The organism is Pedobacter humicola, from assembly GCF_056490705.1.
This window is the reverse complement of sequence record NZ_JBWJIG010000012.1, coordinates 181,254-198,206: the sequence shown is the minus strand read 5'-3', so window position 1 is coordinate 198,206 and position 16,953 is coordinate 181,254. Positions and strand designations below refer to the sequence as shown.

At 37.9% G+C, this 16,953-nt stretch carries 18 protein-coding genes; 12 read left to right on the top strand and 6 right to left on the bottom strand.

Annotated elements, in window-relative coordinates:
- Nucleotides 1-25 precede the first annotated feature (25 nt).
- The 5 genes from AC04Q1_RS18805 to AC04Q1_RS18785 all read left to right on the top strand — a co-directional run bounded on the left by AC04Q1_RS18805 (nt 26) and on the right by AC04Q1_RS18785 (nt 3,944).
- Nucleotides 26-388, top strand: coding sequence for a hypothetical protein (locus AC04Q1_RS18805; protein WP_478366108.1), 363 nt, complete (start codon nt 26-28; stop codon nt 386-388).
- A gap of 103 nt (nt 389-491) precedes the next feature.
- The gene (locus tag AC04Q1_RS18800) at nt 492-689 is read left to right on the top strand and encodes a hypothetical protein (RefSeq protein WP_478366107.1); all 198 of its coding nucleotides are present in this window, start codon (nt 492-494) and stop codon (nt 687-689) included.
- A gap of 37 nt (nt 690-726) precedes the next feature.
- A complete protein-coding gene (locus tag AC04Q1_RS18795) occupies nt 727-1,221 on the top strand; it encodes an RICIN domain-containing protein (protein WP_478366106.1) in 495 nt (164 codons plus the stop codon).
- A 148-nt stretch (nt 1,222-1,369) separates the two neighbouring features.
- Nucleotides 1,370-2,539: a DUF3095 domain-containing protein gene (locus tag AC04Q1_RS18790; RefSeq protein WP_478366105.1), complete on the top strand. Its 1,170-nt coding sequence runs from the start codon at nt 1,370-1,372 to the stop codon at nt 2,537-2,539.
- 97 nt (nt 2,540-2,636) lie between these two features.
- Complete coding sequence (locus tag AC04Q1_RS18785) at nt 2,637-3,944, top strand: NAD-dependent succinate-semialdehyde dehydrogenase (protein ID WP_478366104.1); 1,308 nt, start codon at nt 2,637-2,639, stop codon at nt 3,942-3,944.
- A gap of 133 nt (nt 3,945-4,077) precedes the next feature.
- On the opposite strand, the gene AC04Q1_RS18780 is transcribed toward AC04Q1_RS18785, so the two are convergent.
- From AC04Q1_RS18780 to AC04Q1_RS18770, 3 genes are all read right to left on the bottom strand, one after another.
- Nucleotides 4,078-5,019 (bottom strand): cation diffusion facilitator family transporter, encoded by a 942-nt coding sequence (locus AC04Q1_RS18780; protein ID WP_478366103.1) that lies wholly within the window; start codon nt 5,017-5,019, stop codon nt 4,078-4,080.
- A gap of 172 nt (nt 5,020-5,191) precedes the next feature.
- Complete coding sequence (gene mgrA / locus AC04Q1_RS18775) at nt 5,192-6,181, bottom strand: L-glyceraldehyde 3-phosphate reductase (protein ID WP_478366102.1); 990 nt, start codon at nt 6,179-6,181, stop codon at nt 5,192-5,194.
- A 65-nt stretch (nt 6,182-6,246) separates the two neighbouring features.
- On the bottom strand, nt 6,247-8,280 hold the full coding sequence (locus AC04Q1_RS18770; protein WP_478366101.1) for a beta-L-arabinofuranosidase domain-containing protein: 2,034 nt from the start codon (nt 8,278-8,280) through the stop codon (nt 6,247-6,249).
- Between the two features lie 294 nt (nt 8,281-8,574).
- Between AC04Q1_RS18770 and AC04Q1_RS18765 the strand changes: the two genes are divergently transcribed.
- On the top strand, nt 8,575-9,747 hold the full coding sequence (locus AC04Q1_RS18765) for an aldose epimerase family protein (protein ID WP_478366100.1): 1,173 nt from the start codon (nt 8,575-8,577) through the stop codon (nt 9,745-9,747).
- Nucleotides 9,748-9,823: 76 nt separating this feature from the next.
- On the opposite strand, the gene AC04Q1_RS18760 is transcribed toward AC04Q1_RS18765, so the two are convergent.
- Nucleotides 9,824-10,489: an HAD family hydrolase gene (locus tag AC04Q1_RS18760; RefSeq protein ID WP_478366099.1), complete on the bottom strand. Its 666-nt coding sequence runs from the start codon at nt 10,487-10,489 to the stop codon at nt 9,824-9,826.
- Nucleotides 10,490-10,711: 222 nt separating this feature from the next.
- Between AC04Q1_RS18760 and AC04Q1_RS18755 the strand changes: the two genes are divergently transcribed.
- On the top strand, nt 10,712-11,320 hold the full coding sequence (locus AC04Q1_RS18755; protein WP_478366098.1) for a Crp/Fnr family transcriptional regulator: 609 nt from the start codon (nt 10,712-10,714) through the stop codon (nt 11,318-11,320).
- 3 nt (nt 11,321-11,323) lie between these two features.
- On the opposite strand, the gene AC04Q1_RS18750 is transcribed toward AC04Q1_RS18755, so the two are convergent.
- Complete coding sequence (locus tag AC04Q1_RS18750) at nt 11,324-11,962, bottom strand: phosphatase PAP2 family protein (protein ID WP_478366097.1); 639 nt, start codon at nt 11,960-11,962, stop codon at nt 11,324-11,326.
- 130 nt (nt 11,963-12,092) lie between these two features.
- Here AC04Q1_RS18750 and AC04Q1_RS18745 point away from each other — a divergent pair, with 130 nt between their 5' ends.
- From AC04Q1_RS18745 to AC04Q1_RS18735, 3 genes are all read left to right on the top strand, one after another.
- Nucleotides 12,093-13,136 (top strand): tetratricopeptide repeat protein, encoded by a 1,044-nt coding sequence (locus tag AC04Q1_RS18745; RefSeq protein ID WP_478366096.1) that lies wholly within the window; start codon nt 12,093-12,095, stop codon nt 13,134-13,136.
- Nucleotides 13,137-13,151: 15 nt separating this feature from the next.
- Complete coding sequence (locus AC04Q1_RS18740; RefSeq protein WP_478366095.1) at nt 13,152-13,682, top strand: metalloprotease family protein; 531 nt, start codon at nt 13,152-13,154, stop codon at nt 13,680-13,682.
- Nucleotides 13,683-13,991: 309 nt separating this feature from the next.
- The gene (locus tag AC04Q1_RS18735; RefSeq protein ID WP_478366130.1) at nt 13,992-14,519 is read left to right on the top strand and encodes a very short patch repair endonuclease; all 528 of its coding nucleotides are present in this window, start codon (nt 13,992-13,994) and stop codon (nt 14,517-14,519) included.
- Between the two features lie 5 nt (nt 14,520-14,524).
- Here the strand turns inward: AC04Q1_RS18735 and AC04Q1_RS18730 are convergent, their stop codons facing one another.
- Entirely contained in the window at nt 14,525-14,875 is a 351-nt protein-coding gene (locus AC04Q1_RS18730) for a hypothetical protein (protein WP_478366094.1), read from the bottom strand.
- 172 nt (nt 14,876-15,047) lie between these two features.
- On the opposite strand from AC04Q1_RS18730, the gene AC04Q1_RS18725 reads away from it, so the two are divergent.
- Together AC04Q1_RS18725 and AC04Q1_RS18720 are read left to right on the top strand one after the other, a co-directional pair.
- Entirely contained in the window at nt 15,048-16,265 is a 1,218-nt protein-coding gene (locus AC04Q1_RS18725; protein ID WP_478366093.1) for a sterol desaturase family protein, read from the top strand.
- Entirely contained in the window at nt 16,255-16,947 is a 693-nt protein-coding gene (locus AC04Q1_RS18720) for a lysoplasmalogenase (protein ID WP_478366092.1), read from the top strand. The genes AC04Q1_RS18725 and AC04Q1_RS18720 overlap by 11 nt, the downstream gene beginning before the upstream one ends.
- Nucleotides 16,948-16,953: the final 6 nt, after the last annotated feature.

The window sequence follows — 16,953 nt, the reverse complement described above, 5'->3', positions numbered from 1 at the left end:
ATTATTTGGAATTATTCTAAATAGTATGATATTTGCTAAATCTACAGGTTCAATAAAAGTAAAGCCCATGTGTAAAACGACTGTTCTTGCTCAAAATCAAAACATCACCATCGCCCAATGCAACAATTGCAAAGTTTTAAATATATGGCGCTCTGGTGTTTTGATGAATTTTTCTTTTGATCAGTTTGATGCCTTTTATGTGGCCACCAAAAAACTCGATTTCGATGATTATGTGGAGAACAGGCCAGATGGTCGACAGGTTGTTATTTTATCCACACCTTTTCCAGATATCAGCTTGGTTTTTACCAGAGAAGAATGGTGCGAATTTTTTACCAAGATAGACGAAGCTTTGTATATGAAGCGGGTTTATGAGCTTGTGTATTGCTAATTAAAGCTACAATTAAGTATCTTCGCTACTTAGCTTTAAGTAATTTATGATACTACAAATCCAGAATGATTTAGATTCCGTTTATACCCAAAACGGGAATCTCATGGAAAAAAATGCTACACTCATTAAAAGAGCGTCTATTAATGTAAATCTTTTGGACAACATCAAGGTAGGCGATTTATTATCTGATGAATACGGTAAATCGGGTAAAGTTTGTGAAATCGAAAAAGTGTACCGTCATGGCGAATTTCATTATTATTTCAAATTATTCAAATCAGGTACCATTCTGATTATTCTTTAATTCTTTTCTTAGCTTAACAATTGGTTATATTAGTGTGATGAGAAAATACCTTATAGCAATAGGCCTCGCCTTGCTCATTTGTCAAGCTATTTCAGCACAAACCATTAAAGGGAATTACGCCATAAAAAATGTATCAACAGGTATGCTTTTGCGAGTTAAAGATGCCAGTAATAAAAATGGAACGCCGTTAGTGGCTTACGATCCACAGAACTGGAAGTGTATGACCTGGAATTTTATTGCTGTTGCAGGAAGTACTTATCAGCTTAAGAATCTCTTTACGGGTAAAACCTTTCAACCGAAGCAGTCTGATGTGGTTTTGGAAGAACAGCCACTAACTTTAGGCAGTAATAACCAGCAATACGAATTTGAGCCTGCCGGAAAAGATATTTATTTTATCAAACTTAAAGGAACTGATTTATACATCACGCCGGAAGATAAAAAGGGGACAAGCAATTCCCCAATCATTTTGGCCAAGAAAACAAAAAGTAAGGAGCAGCAATGGACCATTTATGAACAGGCGCCAACGATGTAAATACAAAAGGCTTCAAATCAATGGATTTGGAGCCTTTTGTATGCCTGAATTAGAATTAAAAAATTTTATTCGATTAAAGTGTTTTTGTGGTATTTTTAATATAGACATGCTTTCCAATTGCCTATATTAGGCTGTTTCATTTGATTTTATGTCCGATAGTCAAGATCATTTCTATTCCAACCTGCCAATAAATAAAATTCCATTAGCTCAGTTATTGGTAGAAAATCAATTGTTTAAAGAGGTACCTGCAGACTGGCATGTGATTATCACTGATATCAAGAGTTCAACAGCGGCCGTAAATGCGGGATTGCATGAAAATGTGAACCTGATTGCCACCGGTAGTATTGTTACGGTACTCAATATTGCGTTTAAAGCCAATATTTCAGTTCCTTTTTTCTTTGGCGGAGATGGGGCGACCTTTATCGTTCCTCTTGGTATCGTAGATAATGTAATGAAGTCGTTATTAAAATACCGGGACAATACCTTGCAGAATTTCAACCTCGATTTAAGGACTGGAATTGTTGCGGTTGAGGAAATTTATAAAAAAGGCCACGCACTTAAAATCAGTAGGTTTAGCAGTTCAGGAACATTTTCGATTCCTATTGTTTTAGGCGATGGACTGGCCTATGCAGAACAGATCATTAAGGGTGATGATTATCTGTTGTCTGGTCATGATACGGCAAGTGATGAAATTGATTTAAGTGGGATGCAATGCCGTTGGGATAAAATCGAACCGCCCGAAAATAGTGAAGAGGTAGTCACGCTGATTGTAATTGCCCAGAATTGTACACAGCAAGCTGAGGTATTTAGTCAGGTTATTCATCAACTTGATCAGATTTATGGTAGTGCTGAAAAACGGCAACCGATTTCTGTTTCAAAACTAATTTTCAGGACCAGCTTTAACAGTCTTGGGCAGGAGATGCGTCACCGTCTAGGGAAGATTAAAATTTTCGAACTCATCAAATCGTGGTTTATTAATATCTATGGATACATCTATTTTAGAACAGAAAGTGGTAAAAATTACCTCAGGCAACTGGTAGAAATGTCGGATACATTGGTCATAGACGGGCGGATCAATACGGTAATTACAGGTACCGAAAAACAACGGGTCGCTTTGCAGAAGGAATTGGATAAAATTGAAAAAGAGGGTAAAATTTTATATGCACTTTATGTGAGTGGCGAATCGGTCATGTCTTGTTATGTGAGGGATCTGGAAGATGACCATATCCATTTTGTGGATGGTGCTGAAGGCGGCTACACCCAGGCTGCAGGTATTCTGAAACAAAAAATACGTGATAAATTGGTTGAGTCGAAATAAATTTCGGGTTGCTAACGTGTTTTTTCTCCAATTCTTTTACCCAAATGTAATATTCAAATAAAAAACACAATCTTAAATACTCGTTTGTTAATATCAAATGAGCATTTTATCTGTAAACCCGGTTAACGGGGCAATCATCGAAACTTACCAGGAAGATTCTGAAACATTAATTCATCAGAAAATAGAAGAGGTAAACCAATCCTGGTTAAGCTATAAAGAAACTGATTTTAAAAGCCGTGCAAAATTGTTATTGCAGGTTTCAAAACTGCTGATCGAACGTAAAGATCAGCTGGCCAACCTCATGGCTTTAGAAATGGGGAAACCCTTAAAAGATGGTGTAGCTGAGGTACTTAAATGCGCATCAGTTTGCGAATATTATGCTAAAAATGGCGCTGATTTTCTGTCCGATCAGGTGGTGAAAACCAGTGCGACTAAGAGTTACGTGAGTTTTCAGCCTATAGGTGTAGTGCTGGCCATTATGCCGTGGAATTTTCCCTTTTGGCAGGTCTTCCGTTTTTTAGCGCCGGCATTAATGGCTGGAAATTGTGGCCTTTTAAAACACGCTTCAAGCGTTACAGGTTGTGCGATAGAGATTGAGAAAGTTATTGAAGATGCAGGCTTTCCATCAAATGTTTTTAAAACCTTAATCTGTAGCAGTAAAGCAATTCCAAAGGTAATTGAAAATCCATATATTAAAGCTGTTACCCTAACAGGAAGTACCGAAGCTGGCCAAAAAGTAGCCGGGCAGGCCGGCAAACTGATCAAGAAAACAGTATTGGAGCTTGGTGGAAGTGATCCATACCTCATTTTGGAAGATGCGGATTTGGAAAAGGCTGCGAAAATTTGTGCAAATGCCAGATTAATCAATAACGGACAGAGCTGTATTGCCGCCAAAAGGTTTATCGTGGTTGAAGCAGTAGCTGAAAAATTTACCAAATTATTTAAGACTGAAATGGAAAGCAAACAAACAGGAGATCCGTTTCAGGAGCGTACCGATTTAGGGCCAATGGCAAGAGCCGAACTTCGTGATGAGCTGCATCAGCAGGTTTTGAAAAGTATTGCACAAGGCGCTGTGTGTATTTTAGGCGGAGAGATTCCAGAAATGGGCGGTAAACATGCCTATTATCAACCCACCATATTGATTAACGTGAAAAAAGGGGTATTGGCTTATGATGAAGAGATATTTGGTCCTGTAGCTGCTATTATTACAGCTGAAGATACAGATGATGCCATCAGGATTGCCAACGACACCAATTTTGGCCTGGGTGCTGCTGTTTTTACTGAAAATCCTGAATTGGCAGAAGACATTGCCCGGAATAAACTGGTCGCTGGTTCTTGCTTCGTAAATGAAGGTGTTAAATCAGACCCAGCCCTGCCTTTTGGCGGCGTTAACCAATCGGGTTAGGGAAGAGAACTGGGGATGTTCGGTATCCATGAGTTTGTGAATATCAAAACAGTTTATATTAAATAATTACTAATTAATTCATTTTCTTGCGTCCTCCTGAACTTGTTTCAGGATCTATTGGCAGAAATTTCTTTTACTCCAAATGAATATCCCTGCTAAAATCACTTTCTTTTACATCAGCCGATTGTGGTTGTATAATCACAAACTTAATTACACTGTATTCTGATTTTATTTTGTCTCTTAACCGATCGATTGCATTGGTTAAATCTGTGGTATTCAGCTCCGTTTTAAAGGTGAGAATGAGCACCAGTAACACCTCTTTTGGCGATTGGTATTGCGACAGAATGCTGGTTACCGCAATCACATCTCTATCATTTTCTAGTATATCTTTAATCTTTTGTTGTGTTTCTGAAGTTAAACCTTCGCCCATCAATAAACTCCTGCTTTCCCTGGCCAGTATAAAAGAAACAAAAATCAATAAGGTACCGACCAGAACGGAAGCCAATCCATCTAAAAAAGGCATATTTAAGTTATGGCTCAGCACCATAAAAATAAACACGATCAATAGGCCTAAAACGGCTGCACCATCTTCAAACAGCACCAAAAAACCTGATGGATCTTTACTTTTGATAATCGCCTTCCACCAAGGCAGCCCTTTTCTCGTTTTGTTAAACTCTTTCATGGCAATGATGAGTGAAGCGCCTTCAAATATAAAGGAGAGACCCAGTACTACGTAATTCCATGTAGGATTGCCCAAAATCTCCGGATGGCGGATGTGGGCAACACCCTGGGAGATCGAAACTACACCGCCTAATCCAAAAATCATGATGGATACAATAAACGACCAGAAATACAATTCTTTGCCGTAACCAAATGGACGGGATTTATCAGGTGGTTTAACACTTCTTTTTAAGCCGTAAAGCAATAACAATTGATTACTGGTATCAACGGTGGAGTGGATGCCTTCGGCAATCATCGAAGAGCTATTGGTAAACGCTCCGGCAATGAATTTAGTTACTGCAATTAATAAGTTGGCTGCTAAAGCGCTATAAATGGAATTGTTGGCTCTTGCCATAAATTAAGAAATGTAAAGGATTCATTTCTTAAACGGTTTTTATGGGATTTGGTTTTAAAAGGATGGGGTTTAAAGCGAATCGTCATTCTCAATCGGCTAGCTATCGGGTCGATTGGGAATCTTAAAGCTTATCGCATTATGATTCACGCCTGCGCGAGAATGACGATCATTTTTAACTTAATATTTCGTCAATCAATTTTACTTCAGCTTCGCTAAACTCGATATTATCTAAAGCTTTGATTGAATCTGTAATTTGTTCTGGTTTACTGGCGCCTATCAATACGGTGGTAATTCTTTTATCTTTTAAAATCCATGATAAAGCCATATGTGCCAGTTTTTGTCCACGCGATTTTGCCACATCATTTAATTTACTGATCACTTCCAGTTTTTCAGGGGTGATGTTGCTTTCTTTCAGGAATATGCCACTTGTAGCCACCCTCGAATCGGCAGGGATACCATGCAAATATTTATCGGTAAGCAGGCCTTGTGCCAGCGGCGAAAAGGGGATACAGCCCACGCCACTATTTTCTAAAACATCGAGCAAGCCATCTTCTACCCATCGCTCAAACATTGAATATTTAGGCTGGTGGATTAAACAAGGTGTTCCATTATCTTTTAAAATTTTGATGGCTTTTGCAGCTTCTTCGGCTCCGTAATTTGAAATCCCAACATATAAAGCTTTTCCCTGCTGAACCATTAAACTTAAAGCGCCCATGGTTTCTTCAAGTGGCGTCTCCGGATCCGGACGGTGGTGATAAAAAATATCAACATAATCCAGTTTCATTCGTTTTAAGCTTTGATCTAAACTGGAAACGAGATACTTTTTTGATCCCCAATCCCCATAAGGACCGTCCCACATGGTATATCCGGCTTTGCTTGAAATGATCATTTCATCGCGATAACCTTTAAAATTTTCATGAAGGATTTTTCCGAAAACCTCTTCTGCCGAACCCGGAGGCGGGCCATAGTTGTTGGCTAAATCGAAGTGGGTAATTCCATTGTTAAAAGCGGTATAGATTAAGTTTTTGCTGTTTTCAAAAACGTTAACATGTCCGAAATTGTGCCATAAACCCAACGATATAGCAGGTAATTTTATGCCACTGTTTCCACAACGGCGATATAGCATTTTTTCGTAACGGTCTGTTGAAATGTTTTGATTCATATTTGGGTTTTGATTGTTGCAATAATAATCAGTTTTAACGGATTTTAGTAAATACAATCATAATATTATCTTCCAACTAATGGGAATTGTGAAATCCGCAATCTTGTGGCTCCATATGGAACAAGAGTGATTTCCTCAATCTCTGGAGCGGTTTCCAGCTGATAAGTCATACTATAGGGAACTGGACCGGCCATTTCATTATATAATTTCCAGGAAGGAATACGTTTAGCCTTGGTTTTAATTTGGATAGGCGCATTTTCCAGGTTCCATGGATAATTACCTGTTTTGCCCAATTGCTCAACGGTAAATTTTTCGTCCATTTTGTTGGTCGGTACATCAAATATTCCATAATTCCATGGCGTGGTAGGGTGTATTTCATCAAAGTTATCACCGTAATCAATCGGATCTTTTGTGTTATTTACCGGTTTTACTTCCTCTCCAATTTTTAAAGCATAAGTAATAGGGCCACGCTCAATCGAAACTGAATTTTCGAACCAGTTGTTTTTGGAAATGTGCATGGGTAACAAGAGCTCAACTATGTCACCCGATTTCCAATCACGACTGATCTTCACCACCTGATTACCTTTTGATGTTTGAAAAAGAGTGCCATTTATTTTTACAGTAGCTTCATTACACCAGGCAGGAATTCTTAAATGAAAAGGAAAATTTACCGATTTCGTTTTTTTATTCAATTTTAGCGAGAATTTGATCGTTTCTTGGAAAGGATAATTGGTTTCCTCTTTAAATGTGACTTCTTTTCCGTCGGCTACCTGAAGTTTTACTTCGCTCGGCGAATATACCAAGGCGGCCACACCCTTATCAGCAGTGGCGTACCAAAGATTTTGAGCAAATTTCGGCCATCCCTGATGCATATTAGAGGTGCAACATGGATAACCCGACAGCAAACCGTAGCATAGATCGGTACCGTGGTGATTCACATCGAAATTATGCATTTGCCTACTGATCATGACCTGGTTCGCCTGCTGAAAATATTGGCGTTTGAGGTAATCATCAGATGCTTGCGCAGGTAAGGCATTAAAAGCAATTTTTTCTAGTCTGTCGGCATAATCCAGGTCTCCGGTGATTTCTAAGGCTGTTTCTAACGTAAACATCATTTCTACAGCAGTACATAATTCGGAGCCTTGTGTTGGGTTATTGCCATGTAACGACTCATCACCGCCAAACATACCATTGGCAAAACCATTGTATTTGTCCAGATCTTTAAAACCTTTTTTCATGGCATCGAGATACTTCTGTTCAGGATGCTGCTGGTAGTAAACCAAAGGCTCTTTCATACCCTGTGCCAGATTTACAGCATGGATACTTCCAAATTTGGTAAGCATTTCGCCACTGATAAAAGCATCTGTAAAATCGAAAGTCTGTTTATGGATCAGATCTGCAAGCTCCAGTAAAAAAGCATCTCCGGTTTTGTTGTACAGCCAATATACAACGGCCAAATTATCTCCCGCACGGTATCTTGCCCAAAACGACCAATGGTCTAAAGGTTTGGCTGGAAGTTCTTTGAGCTGATATTTAAAATAATTGGTCATTAAACTAATGATTCTTTTATCATTAGTTGCCGAATAATATTGCTTTAATATTTTTAACATCACCATTTTAGGCCACCAATCGCGGCTATTATCGCGTTGTAAACCAGCTTCATAGCTGTAGTCTTTAATTGGGCCAAAATATCCGTCTGCCTGTTGACTTTTTATTGCCCATTCTACCCATGGTTTGGTTTTGGCAATCAGTTCTTTATCGTTTAGAATATAAGCAAGGGGCAACAATCCATCCACCCAATATGGCCCACGTTCCCATTGGTCGCCATCGCCGCCAAGCCAGCCATTGCGCTGTCCCATTACGGATGGATAAAGTTTATCAAGATTTCCTGTGGCGCCGGTTTTTTGCCTCAGCAGCATTTCCTTTAACCAACCATCGGCTTTAATCGCACCAAGCGGTAATTCGATATAAGGATTTTGACGCAATACTTGTTTTGTAGTAGCAGCATCCGAAGTTGGGGCCTGCTTGAGTTTTTCTTGTGCAGCACTTGATAAAGCCAGGCAGATTAAAAGTGTTTTTAACAGGTTTTTCAGCATCATTAGTGGTATTGGTTAGATGATATAAAATGAATAAAAATCTTCTTTCAGTATTTTTGATTTAGTAGAATTTAAAAACATAGATAACCAGAGACACGATTAACAACAAATGCTTATTTTTTTTATAATTCTACATTTTGTTATCGCCGTTTCTACAAATTGTATCATTGATCTTTCTCCAGGTAATTTATTCTTTACTATCTGCATTCACAATCTTCTAAATCGTTTTATTTGTAAAGTTAAGTGATATACTTATATTTAAAAACTTAAATAATCTAAACCAAGTATTCCATTCTTATGAAATTAAAATCATTAGCGGGCCTGGGCGTTCTGGCTGCAATCGGATTTGCCTCTTGTCAATCTGAAACCAAGAAATCTTCAGCAACAGACAGTTTAAAAAGCGACTCTGCAGGAGTTGTAAAACTTGTTGCCGATTCCTTTAAAAAGGAAATCGATGGTAAACAAACTGCACTTTACACTTTAAAAAACAAGAACAATGCTGAAGCCATTTTTACCAATTACGGCGGACGTTTGGTTAGCTTATTGGTACCAAACAAAGATGGTAAGTTAGTAGATGTAGTGGTGGGTTTTAAAAGTGTAAACGATTACGAAAAATCGACAGAGCCATATTTTGGCGCAACTATCGGCAGGTATGGTAACCGTATAGCAAAAGGTAAATTTACTTTAGAGGGGAAAACCTATTCATTGTTTACCAATAATGGCCAGAATACACTTCACGGAGGTAAAAAAGGGTATCAATATGTGGTTTGGGATGCTACCCAGCCGGACGAGCATACATTGGTACTACATTATTTATCGAAAGATGGTGATGAAAATTTTCCGGGTAATTTAGATGTTAAGGTTACCTATACGGTAACTGATGATAATGAGTTAAAAATGGATTACGAGGCTAAAACAGATAAGACCACTGTGGTGAACTTAACCAACCATGCCTTTTTTAATTTAAATGGTGATGGAAGTGGCGAGATTTTAAACCATGAGGTGCAAATTTTTGCTAATGAATATACCCCTGTAGATTCAACACTGATTCCAACCGGGAAAATTGAAAAAGTAGCTGGGACACCTTTCGATTTTACCAAAGCAACCACCATTGGTGCACGCATAAACGATAAAAATGAGCAATTAACTTTCGGAAAAGGTTATGATCATAACTATGTGTTAAACAAAACAAAAGCTATGGGTATGTTCCATGCCGCTACGGTTAAGGGAGACAAATCGGGCATTGTGATGGATATATACACGCAAGAGCCGGGTTTACAGTTCTACAGCGGAAACTTTATGCAGAGCAAAAATACCTTTAAAACAGGTGCGAAAGATGATTTTAGAACTGCCATTGCCATGGAAACGCAACATTTTCCCGATTCACCCAATCAGCCTGCTTTCCCGTCGACGGTTTTGAAGCCAGGCCAGTTATATAAAACGAGTTCGATTTACAAATTTACCAAATAATCGTTTTGGTGATCCCTACATCTCCAATGATGATCACATGAGTATATGGCCCGTAGTAATACGGGCCGTATCTATTTTAGAAAAGATCCTGCAAAACAGGATCAGTATAATCATCTATAAAGGCGATAATATTATTGTAAGCACCAAATTCTTCTTTGGTGTGCATTGTCGTCAGCGCCACACATTTCATTCCAGCATGTTGTGCCGCTTCAACACCCTTTGGAGCATCTTCAAAAACGATACATTGATCTGCTGCAACACCTAAAATTTCGGCTCCTTTAGTAAAAGTTTCGGGATCAGGTTTACTGTTTACCACATCCTCCGCACTTACTATCGCTTTAAAATAGGAGCGGATATTTAAATTATCGAGTACAAAATTAATATTAAAAGGAATTGCCGCGGAGCCAATGGCCATTTGGATGCCTGATTGTTTTGCCCTTTCCAAAAAATCGCCCAAACCAGCTATCAGCGTTAAATGTTTTTTGTATGCAGCCTGGTACCTGTGTTCTTTTTCGATAGAGATTTGATCAATCTGCTCCTGTGAAAAATGACCAACGCCAAAAACGCGTTCTAACAGATCCTGATTTTTGCCATACATCTGCTTTTTAACCGCGTCAAAACTAATGCTGGCGCCTAAATCCTGAGTAAGTATATTATGCCATGCATGGTTGTGAAAAGCCATGTCGTTAATCATGGTACCATTAAGATCGAAAAGAAAAGCTTTCGGTTTATTGTTCGTCATGGCGGCAAAATTATCAGATTTTTCTTATGATTTGGTTAAAATTTGCTCGTCCTGCTGAAATTTAACAATTAATTTATTTTTCCAAGTGATAAGGGTGTACTTTAGGACTGAAATAAATTCTCCATAACTGCAATTTTTTAGTTATTGTAATCGTTTTGATATTTGGAAATCCCACATACAAGCAATAGCTTGCATTGTTATTAAAAAATAAGATAGAATGTTATGACTGCTGCCGATCATGAAAGCGATCCTCTCCTCAAATATTTGAATGGGCTGCAGCCACTCAGAAAAGAAATAATTGACAGGGCTAAAATCGAGATATTCAAGATTTCTGTTCGCAAGAATGATCTTTTACCCTGTGTTAATGATATCGATGGCGATTGTCTTTTCTTCATTGTTAAAGGTTTGGTTCGCGGTTTTATTGTAGATGAGGGTAAAGACATTACTGCCTGGTTAACAGACGAAAATCATTTGATTGGAAGCATTAGAAACCCTGGTATGCTTAAAGCAACTTACGAAGAACAGTATCAGGCACTGGAAGATTCGGAACTACTGATACTTCCATATCGTTTTATTGATGAGATGTATGCGCAATTTCCTGAAACGAATATTTTGGCCAGAAAATTATTAGCCATATATTACCACCTGTCGCAGGAGCGCGCTATCTTATCGCGTATCCCATCAGCAGAAGCAAGATATAGGCAGTTTAAAATCGGCCATCCAACAATGAAATTCAGGGTTCCATTAAAGTTTTTGGCCAGCTACCTTGGTATGCGGATCGAAACCTTAAGCAGGATCAGGAAAAAAGCAAAGCTGGAAGAGAAGAATTAAGTACTAATCTGTTTTCTTTTTGAAATAAAAATAACAAAGAGGGAAAAGGCAGATTAATCCCAATAGAAAACCACCTACAGTATCCGTAAACCAGTGTGCACCAAGATAAATCCGGGATGGTGCAATGGTGACAACCAAAAAAGCAGATAAATAAGTAACTACATTTCTGGTTAGTTTAGGGATGCTTTTGACTGTATTCATGATGATGATCAGAAATCCAAAAAAAAGTGTATAAGAAAGCACATGACCGCTTGGATAGCTCTGGAAACGGTTTACTTCTACTAAGCGGACATAAAATGCGGTAGGGCGTGGACGGTTGATTATATTTTTTATCCCTAGAATAATCAGTCCTGAAAGTAAAACGGTAGAAATAAATAAGCCCTCATGTTTATATTTCTGCCAATAAAAAATAGCTGCAACTATAGCTACCGAAAGTAAGGAATAAGGAAGCTCGCCGAAAAAGCTGATGGCCAACATCACTTTATCTAACCAATCTGCATGATATTGCTGAATAAATAAGGATGTTTTAATGTCGAAATCGAATATCGGATGCTGCGCGATAAAGAAACTTAAGAAAGTAAATGCGGCGATCAGAATAAAAAGGATGATAATTAGCGAATTTCGTTTTAAAAGAGTAGACATAAGCAGATAAAAAACCAAAACTATGTATTTTATACCGATAGATGCAAAATTTTCGAACTTTTAACAGTAAATAACTTGAATATCTAAATTGATTAAAAATATTATCTTTATGGTTTAACGTAATCTCAAAATGCAAGAAAACCAATCTACAGGGGCTTCGCCTGAAAACCACTTTAATGAGAGTCTGTGTGCAAACTGCCAATTAAATGTGTATGAAGCAGGCCATGCTATTAATTTATGTTCTGATTGCAGACAAAGCTTGATTAAATATCCTGTTCCCAAATGGATTAAATTTTTTGCCTTTGGTATTCTAGCTGTAATGGTTGTCAGTTTGGTGCGGACGCAGCTGTATATTTCAGCGGCTGTCCATTTGGGTAAAGCCGAAAATGCAATTGATCAAAAACATTTTGTTACCGCTCAGCAAGAGCTGGCACTTGTGATCAATAAATTTCCTGATGATCTGACGGCAAATGGTTACATGATGATTGCAAGTGCTTATAATCTCGATTTTGCGTCGTATGCTACGGCTTATGGACGTATTGCAAACAAGAAAACAGAGGATGAATCTTTTTTGAATAGGGTAGATGCAGCTTCCGCATACATTGACCAGAATTTCCCTAAAGACACTTTGATGTATAAAAGGATTGTTGCTGCTGCCAATAATAAAGAAAGATTATTGGCTTTAACAGATAGTACCAAAGAAATTGCATTGAAAACGCATATCGCAAATTATTTATACGAGATGAAGGATTATGAGCGGGTAGAAAGTATTATTAATAACGTTTTGGCTGTAGATTCGGGTTTTTATCAGGCCTTGAGCTTGATGTCTGCCGTAAAAAGGAACACAGGGAAATATGATGAAGCCATTGCCTTTTGCGATCGCTTATTAAATATAAATGCACAGGATGTGTATGCTTTTTCGCAGAAAGCAAGGATAGAACTGAAGCGTAAGCATGATAAAGAAGCAGCTGTTTTTGCGGCTAAGGCAATTGAGTTGGATCCTGATAACGATAGTGCAATTGAAGCAAAAGCAATGGTCGATTATTTTGCCGGCAAAAAAAAGGAGAGTTTTGCAAGTTTAGCCAAAATTAGATCGCATGAAATCAGCAAAGGTGACAGTACGATCTCAAAAAGGTTAATTCCGATTATTAACGGTTCAGAAATTTACAGGTAATTAGAAAATAAGATTATGTTTATTCCAGGTATTCTTATCAGTATCGCTACATTTCCAGGTGTAATTGTTCACGAACTTGCCCACCAGTTATTTTGCAGGTTATTTAGAGTTCCCGTTTTTGAAGTGTGTTACTTCAGGGTTGAAAACCCGGTTGGTTATGTATTGCATGAACCTGCTCCAAAGGTATATCAAACGGTATTTATTTCAGTAGGACCATTTATTGTCAATACGTTATTGTGCTTTATCATCGGCTTTTCCGCTTCGTTGCAATTTAAATTCGAATCGGCCAATATTCTAGATTATGTATTGATGTATCTGGCCATTTCAATAGGAGCCCATGCTTTTCCAAGTACAGGCGATGCAAATACCTTATGGAATGCAGTTGTAAAATCTAAAACCAGCTCCTGGTTATCAAAAGCAGTTGTAACCCCAATTGTTGGGTTTATTTATATGGGTGCCTTGGGATCCTTTTTTTGGCTCGATATTATTTACGGCGGAGCAGTGGCGTTAGGTCTGCCTTACCTAATCATTAAGTTTTTGGTATAAATAAAACTACAAAGCTCAAAAATATTCATCAAGGAAATAAAACGATTCATCAAGGAAATAAGCCTATATGTATAACACGTTATGAAATGTTGAAATGATTTCTAATCTTCGGATCAGATAATAAGGATATCTATGCTTATGAGGTTGGCAGGATGAATTTCCTGCCGACTGAAGAGGCAATAAACTCAACATTTCATTTCCAAAATAAAAGCTTTGTATTAACGCTCCAGCCAAGCCCACCTCCTTTAAAAAGGAGGTGCCTAGGTTGATTTTAAATGCTCTTTTTTCTAACCTTTACTTTTCTAAACAATTTTCGTTTTTTACGGTTTTCAAACTTATGATCCGAAACCATATCCGGAAGAAACCATTAAGGTTCCACGCTTTGAAGAAAGTGCTGGTTTTTACACTACTGCAAAACGTAGTAGCAATATGTCCAAAATCAGGGCAAAAAATAGCTTGCCCGAATTAAAACTAAGGAAAGCACTTTGGGCAAAATGCATCCGTTTCAGAATCCATCCTAAAAATTTTCCCGGGAAACCCGATCTGATTATTAATAAATACCGGCTGGCCGTATTTGTAGATGGCGATTTTTGGCACGGCTACAACTGGGAGGAAAAGAAAACTACATTAAAAACAAATTCAAAATTCTGGATCCCAAAAATTGAGCGGAATATGCAAAGGGATAGGCAAATCAACGAACAATTAAAAATCAAAGGTTATACTGTAATGCGTTTTTGGGAACACGAAATAGAAAAAAACCTGGCAAGCTGTGTCAATCAGGTATTACTCTACATAGAGGCCGCTAAAACAGCTATAATACCCCGTTTTGATGGTTAAGCTATTTATTTTACTACTATCTGCTTTGGATCAGTCACTACAATTTGTTTTTTGCCTTTAAATTCGGTTACAATACCGGTAACACAGATTTTATTGCCCATAAACATTGTAGAAGGTTCAGAGGGAAATTTACTTATATCTTCCTTGGTAACAACTACGGTGATCAGTTCCTTGGGGAATGCGCCACCTAAATTAATCAGGGTTAATTTATCTAAAGCTTTTGTGCTATAAACCGAATCACATATGGTTACATTTTTACCAACATAATCGCCTGCGTCTTTGGCTAACACTAAGGTTTGACTCTTTGCAAAAAATGCCGTAGCCATTAGCAAGAGAACAAGAGATAATTTTTTCATAGATGGGATGAATTAAAGAAAAATGGTGTCGCAAAGTTAATGTGAATTTGATGTAAATCAATAGCTAAAATTAAACAAGTATAAATATTACATGAACTGGATTTTATCTTCCCCTTAAAATTCTTTAAATTGGAAGATAAATATTGCTAGCCAAATACTTTTCCTGCCTGTTATGAAAGTAGATTACATTGCGTTATCTGTACCGGTCTTCTTTATCCTGATTGGAATAGAACTGGCCTATAATTTCTATAAAAAATTAAATTATTACCGACTTAACGACAGTATCGCAAACTTAAGTCAGGGTATAGGTCAACAGCTTACCGGTATTTTTATGAAAACTGCACTGTTTTTTGGCTATAAATATATTTTTGAACATTGGCGCTTATTCGAACTACCAAAAACAATATGGGTTTGGATCCTTTTATTTATCGGTGTTGATTTCTTTTATTATTGGTTCCACCGGATGAGCCATCAGGTAAATGCATTATGGGCGGCACACATTGTACATCATCAGTCTGAGGAATATAACTTAACGGTAGCCCTGCGACAGAGCTGGTTTCAGGGTTGGTTTAGCTGGGTATTTTACCTGCCATTGGCCTTTGTCGGCTTTGATCCGGTGATGTTTTTAACGTTGAGTTCTTTCAATACCTTATATCAGTTTTGGATCCATACCAGGGCAATTAAAAATATGGGTTTTCTGGAATATATATTGAACACGCCCTCACATCACAGGATACATCACGGCTCAAATCCTAAATATATTGATAAAAACCATGCCGGTACATTGATTATCTGGGACCGTTTTTTTGGCACTTTTCAAAAAGAAGAGGATGAGGTTTATTATGGCATTACGAAACCTTTGGCCAGCTGGAATCCCGTTTGGGCAAATTTGCATTATTGGGATGATCTGGTTAAAACCGCCAGACAGACGCCTAAATTGAGCGATAAAATTAAGGTCTTTCTTAAACCTCCGGGCTGGTTTCCTTTACATTTAGGCGGTTTTCAGCATGCACCCGAAATAGACGAATCCACTTACAAAAAATATAATCCGGCATATCAATCTAAATTAACAGCTTATGTTTTGGCTCAGTTTTTAGTTGCCTTGGCAGCAGGATCGGCTATATTGTTTTCCTACACCAAAATGGAGACTATTTCTTTGATTTCGGGATCTGTTTTCACCATTCTGACATTAATCACCTGTGGTGCGTTGCTGGAACAAAAAACCTGGCAAGTCAGGTTCGAATATTTCAGGTTGTTATTGGGCACATTATTGGTTTTATTTTTGAAATTCCCAGTCGGATATCAAGTAATTTTTGTGGCTATCCAGTTAATATCCGTAATTTGGTTCTTTAATTTGCAAAAGGCAAATCCTAATCCTGATGAAAACTAAGCTATTTTCTTTTATATTTTTCTTAGTGTTTGTAATTCAGTTATATGCAGAATATGCCAATAATGCGGAGTTACGTAACTTTTCCAAACCGCTAATTGTAGTGGTGCTTTTGGCCTGGCTTTGCATCAGTACCAATTTGAAAGGCCGTTTTCATAAAAGGATTTTTACTGGGTTAATCTTTGCATTGGCTGGCGATATTTTACTCATGCTGCAAAGCAGTAGATCAAATTTTTTCATCTATGGTTTAGTTGCCTTTTTACTTTGCCATATCTTTTACATCAGGGCATTTACCCTCGACCATAAATCCAATCCAAATCATAAAACGCCCTATTTTTTATGGGCGGTAGGGGCATTCGCTATTTTTTGCTCAGGTTTGTTTTTTTACCTCCAGCCAAATTTGGGCGCACTTCAGTTTCCGGTGCTGATGTACGCAATCATCATTTGTGTAATGGCACTGATGGCCGTCAACCGTTACGGAAAAGTGAATATTTTTAGCTTTAAGCTGATCTTGTATGGGGCACTGTTTTTCCTGCTGTCTGATAGTGCATTGGCCGTGAATAAATTTGCTCAACCCATTCCACAGAGTGGAGCTTTAATCATGGCTACCTATATGATTGCGCAATATTTAATTGTTTACGGAACAATTTCCAGGAAGTTAGTGGTAACACGAACAGAAGTGTAGCAGGGG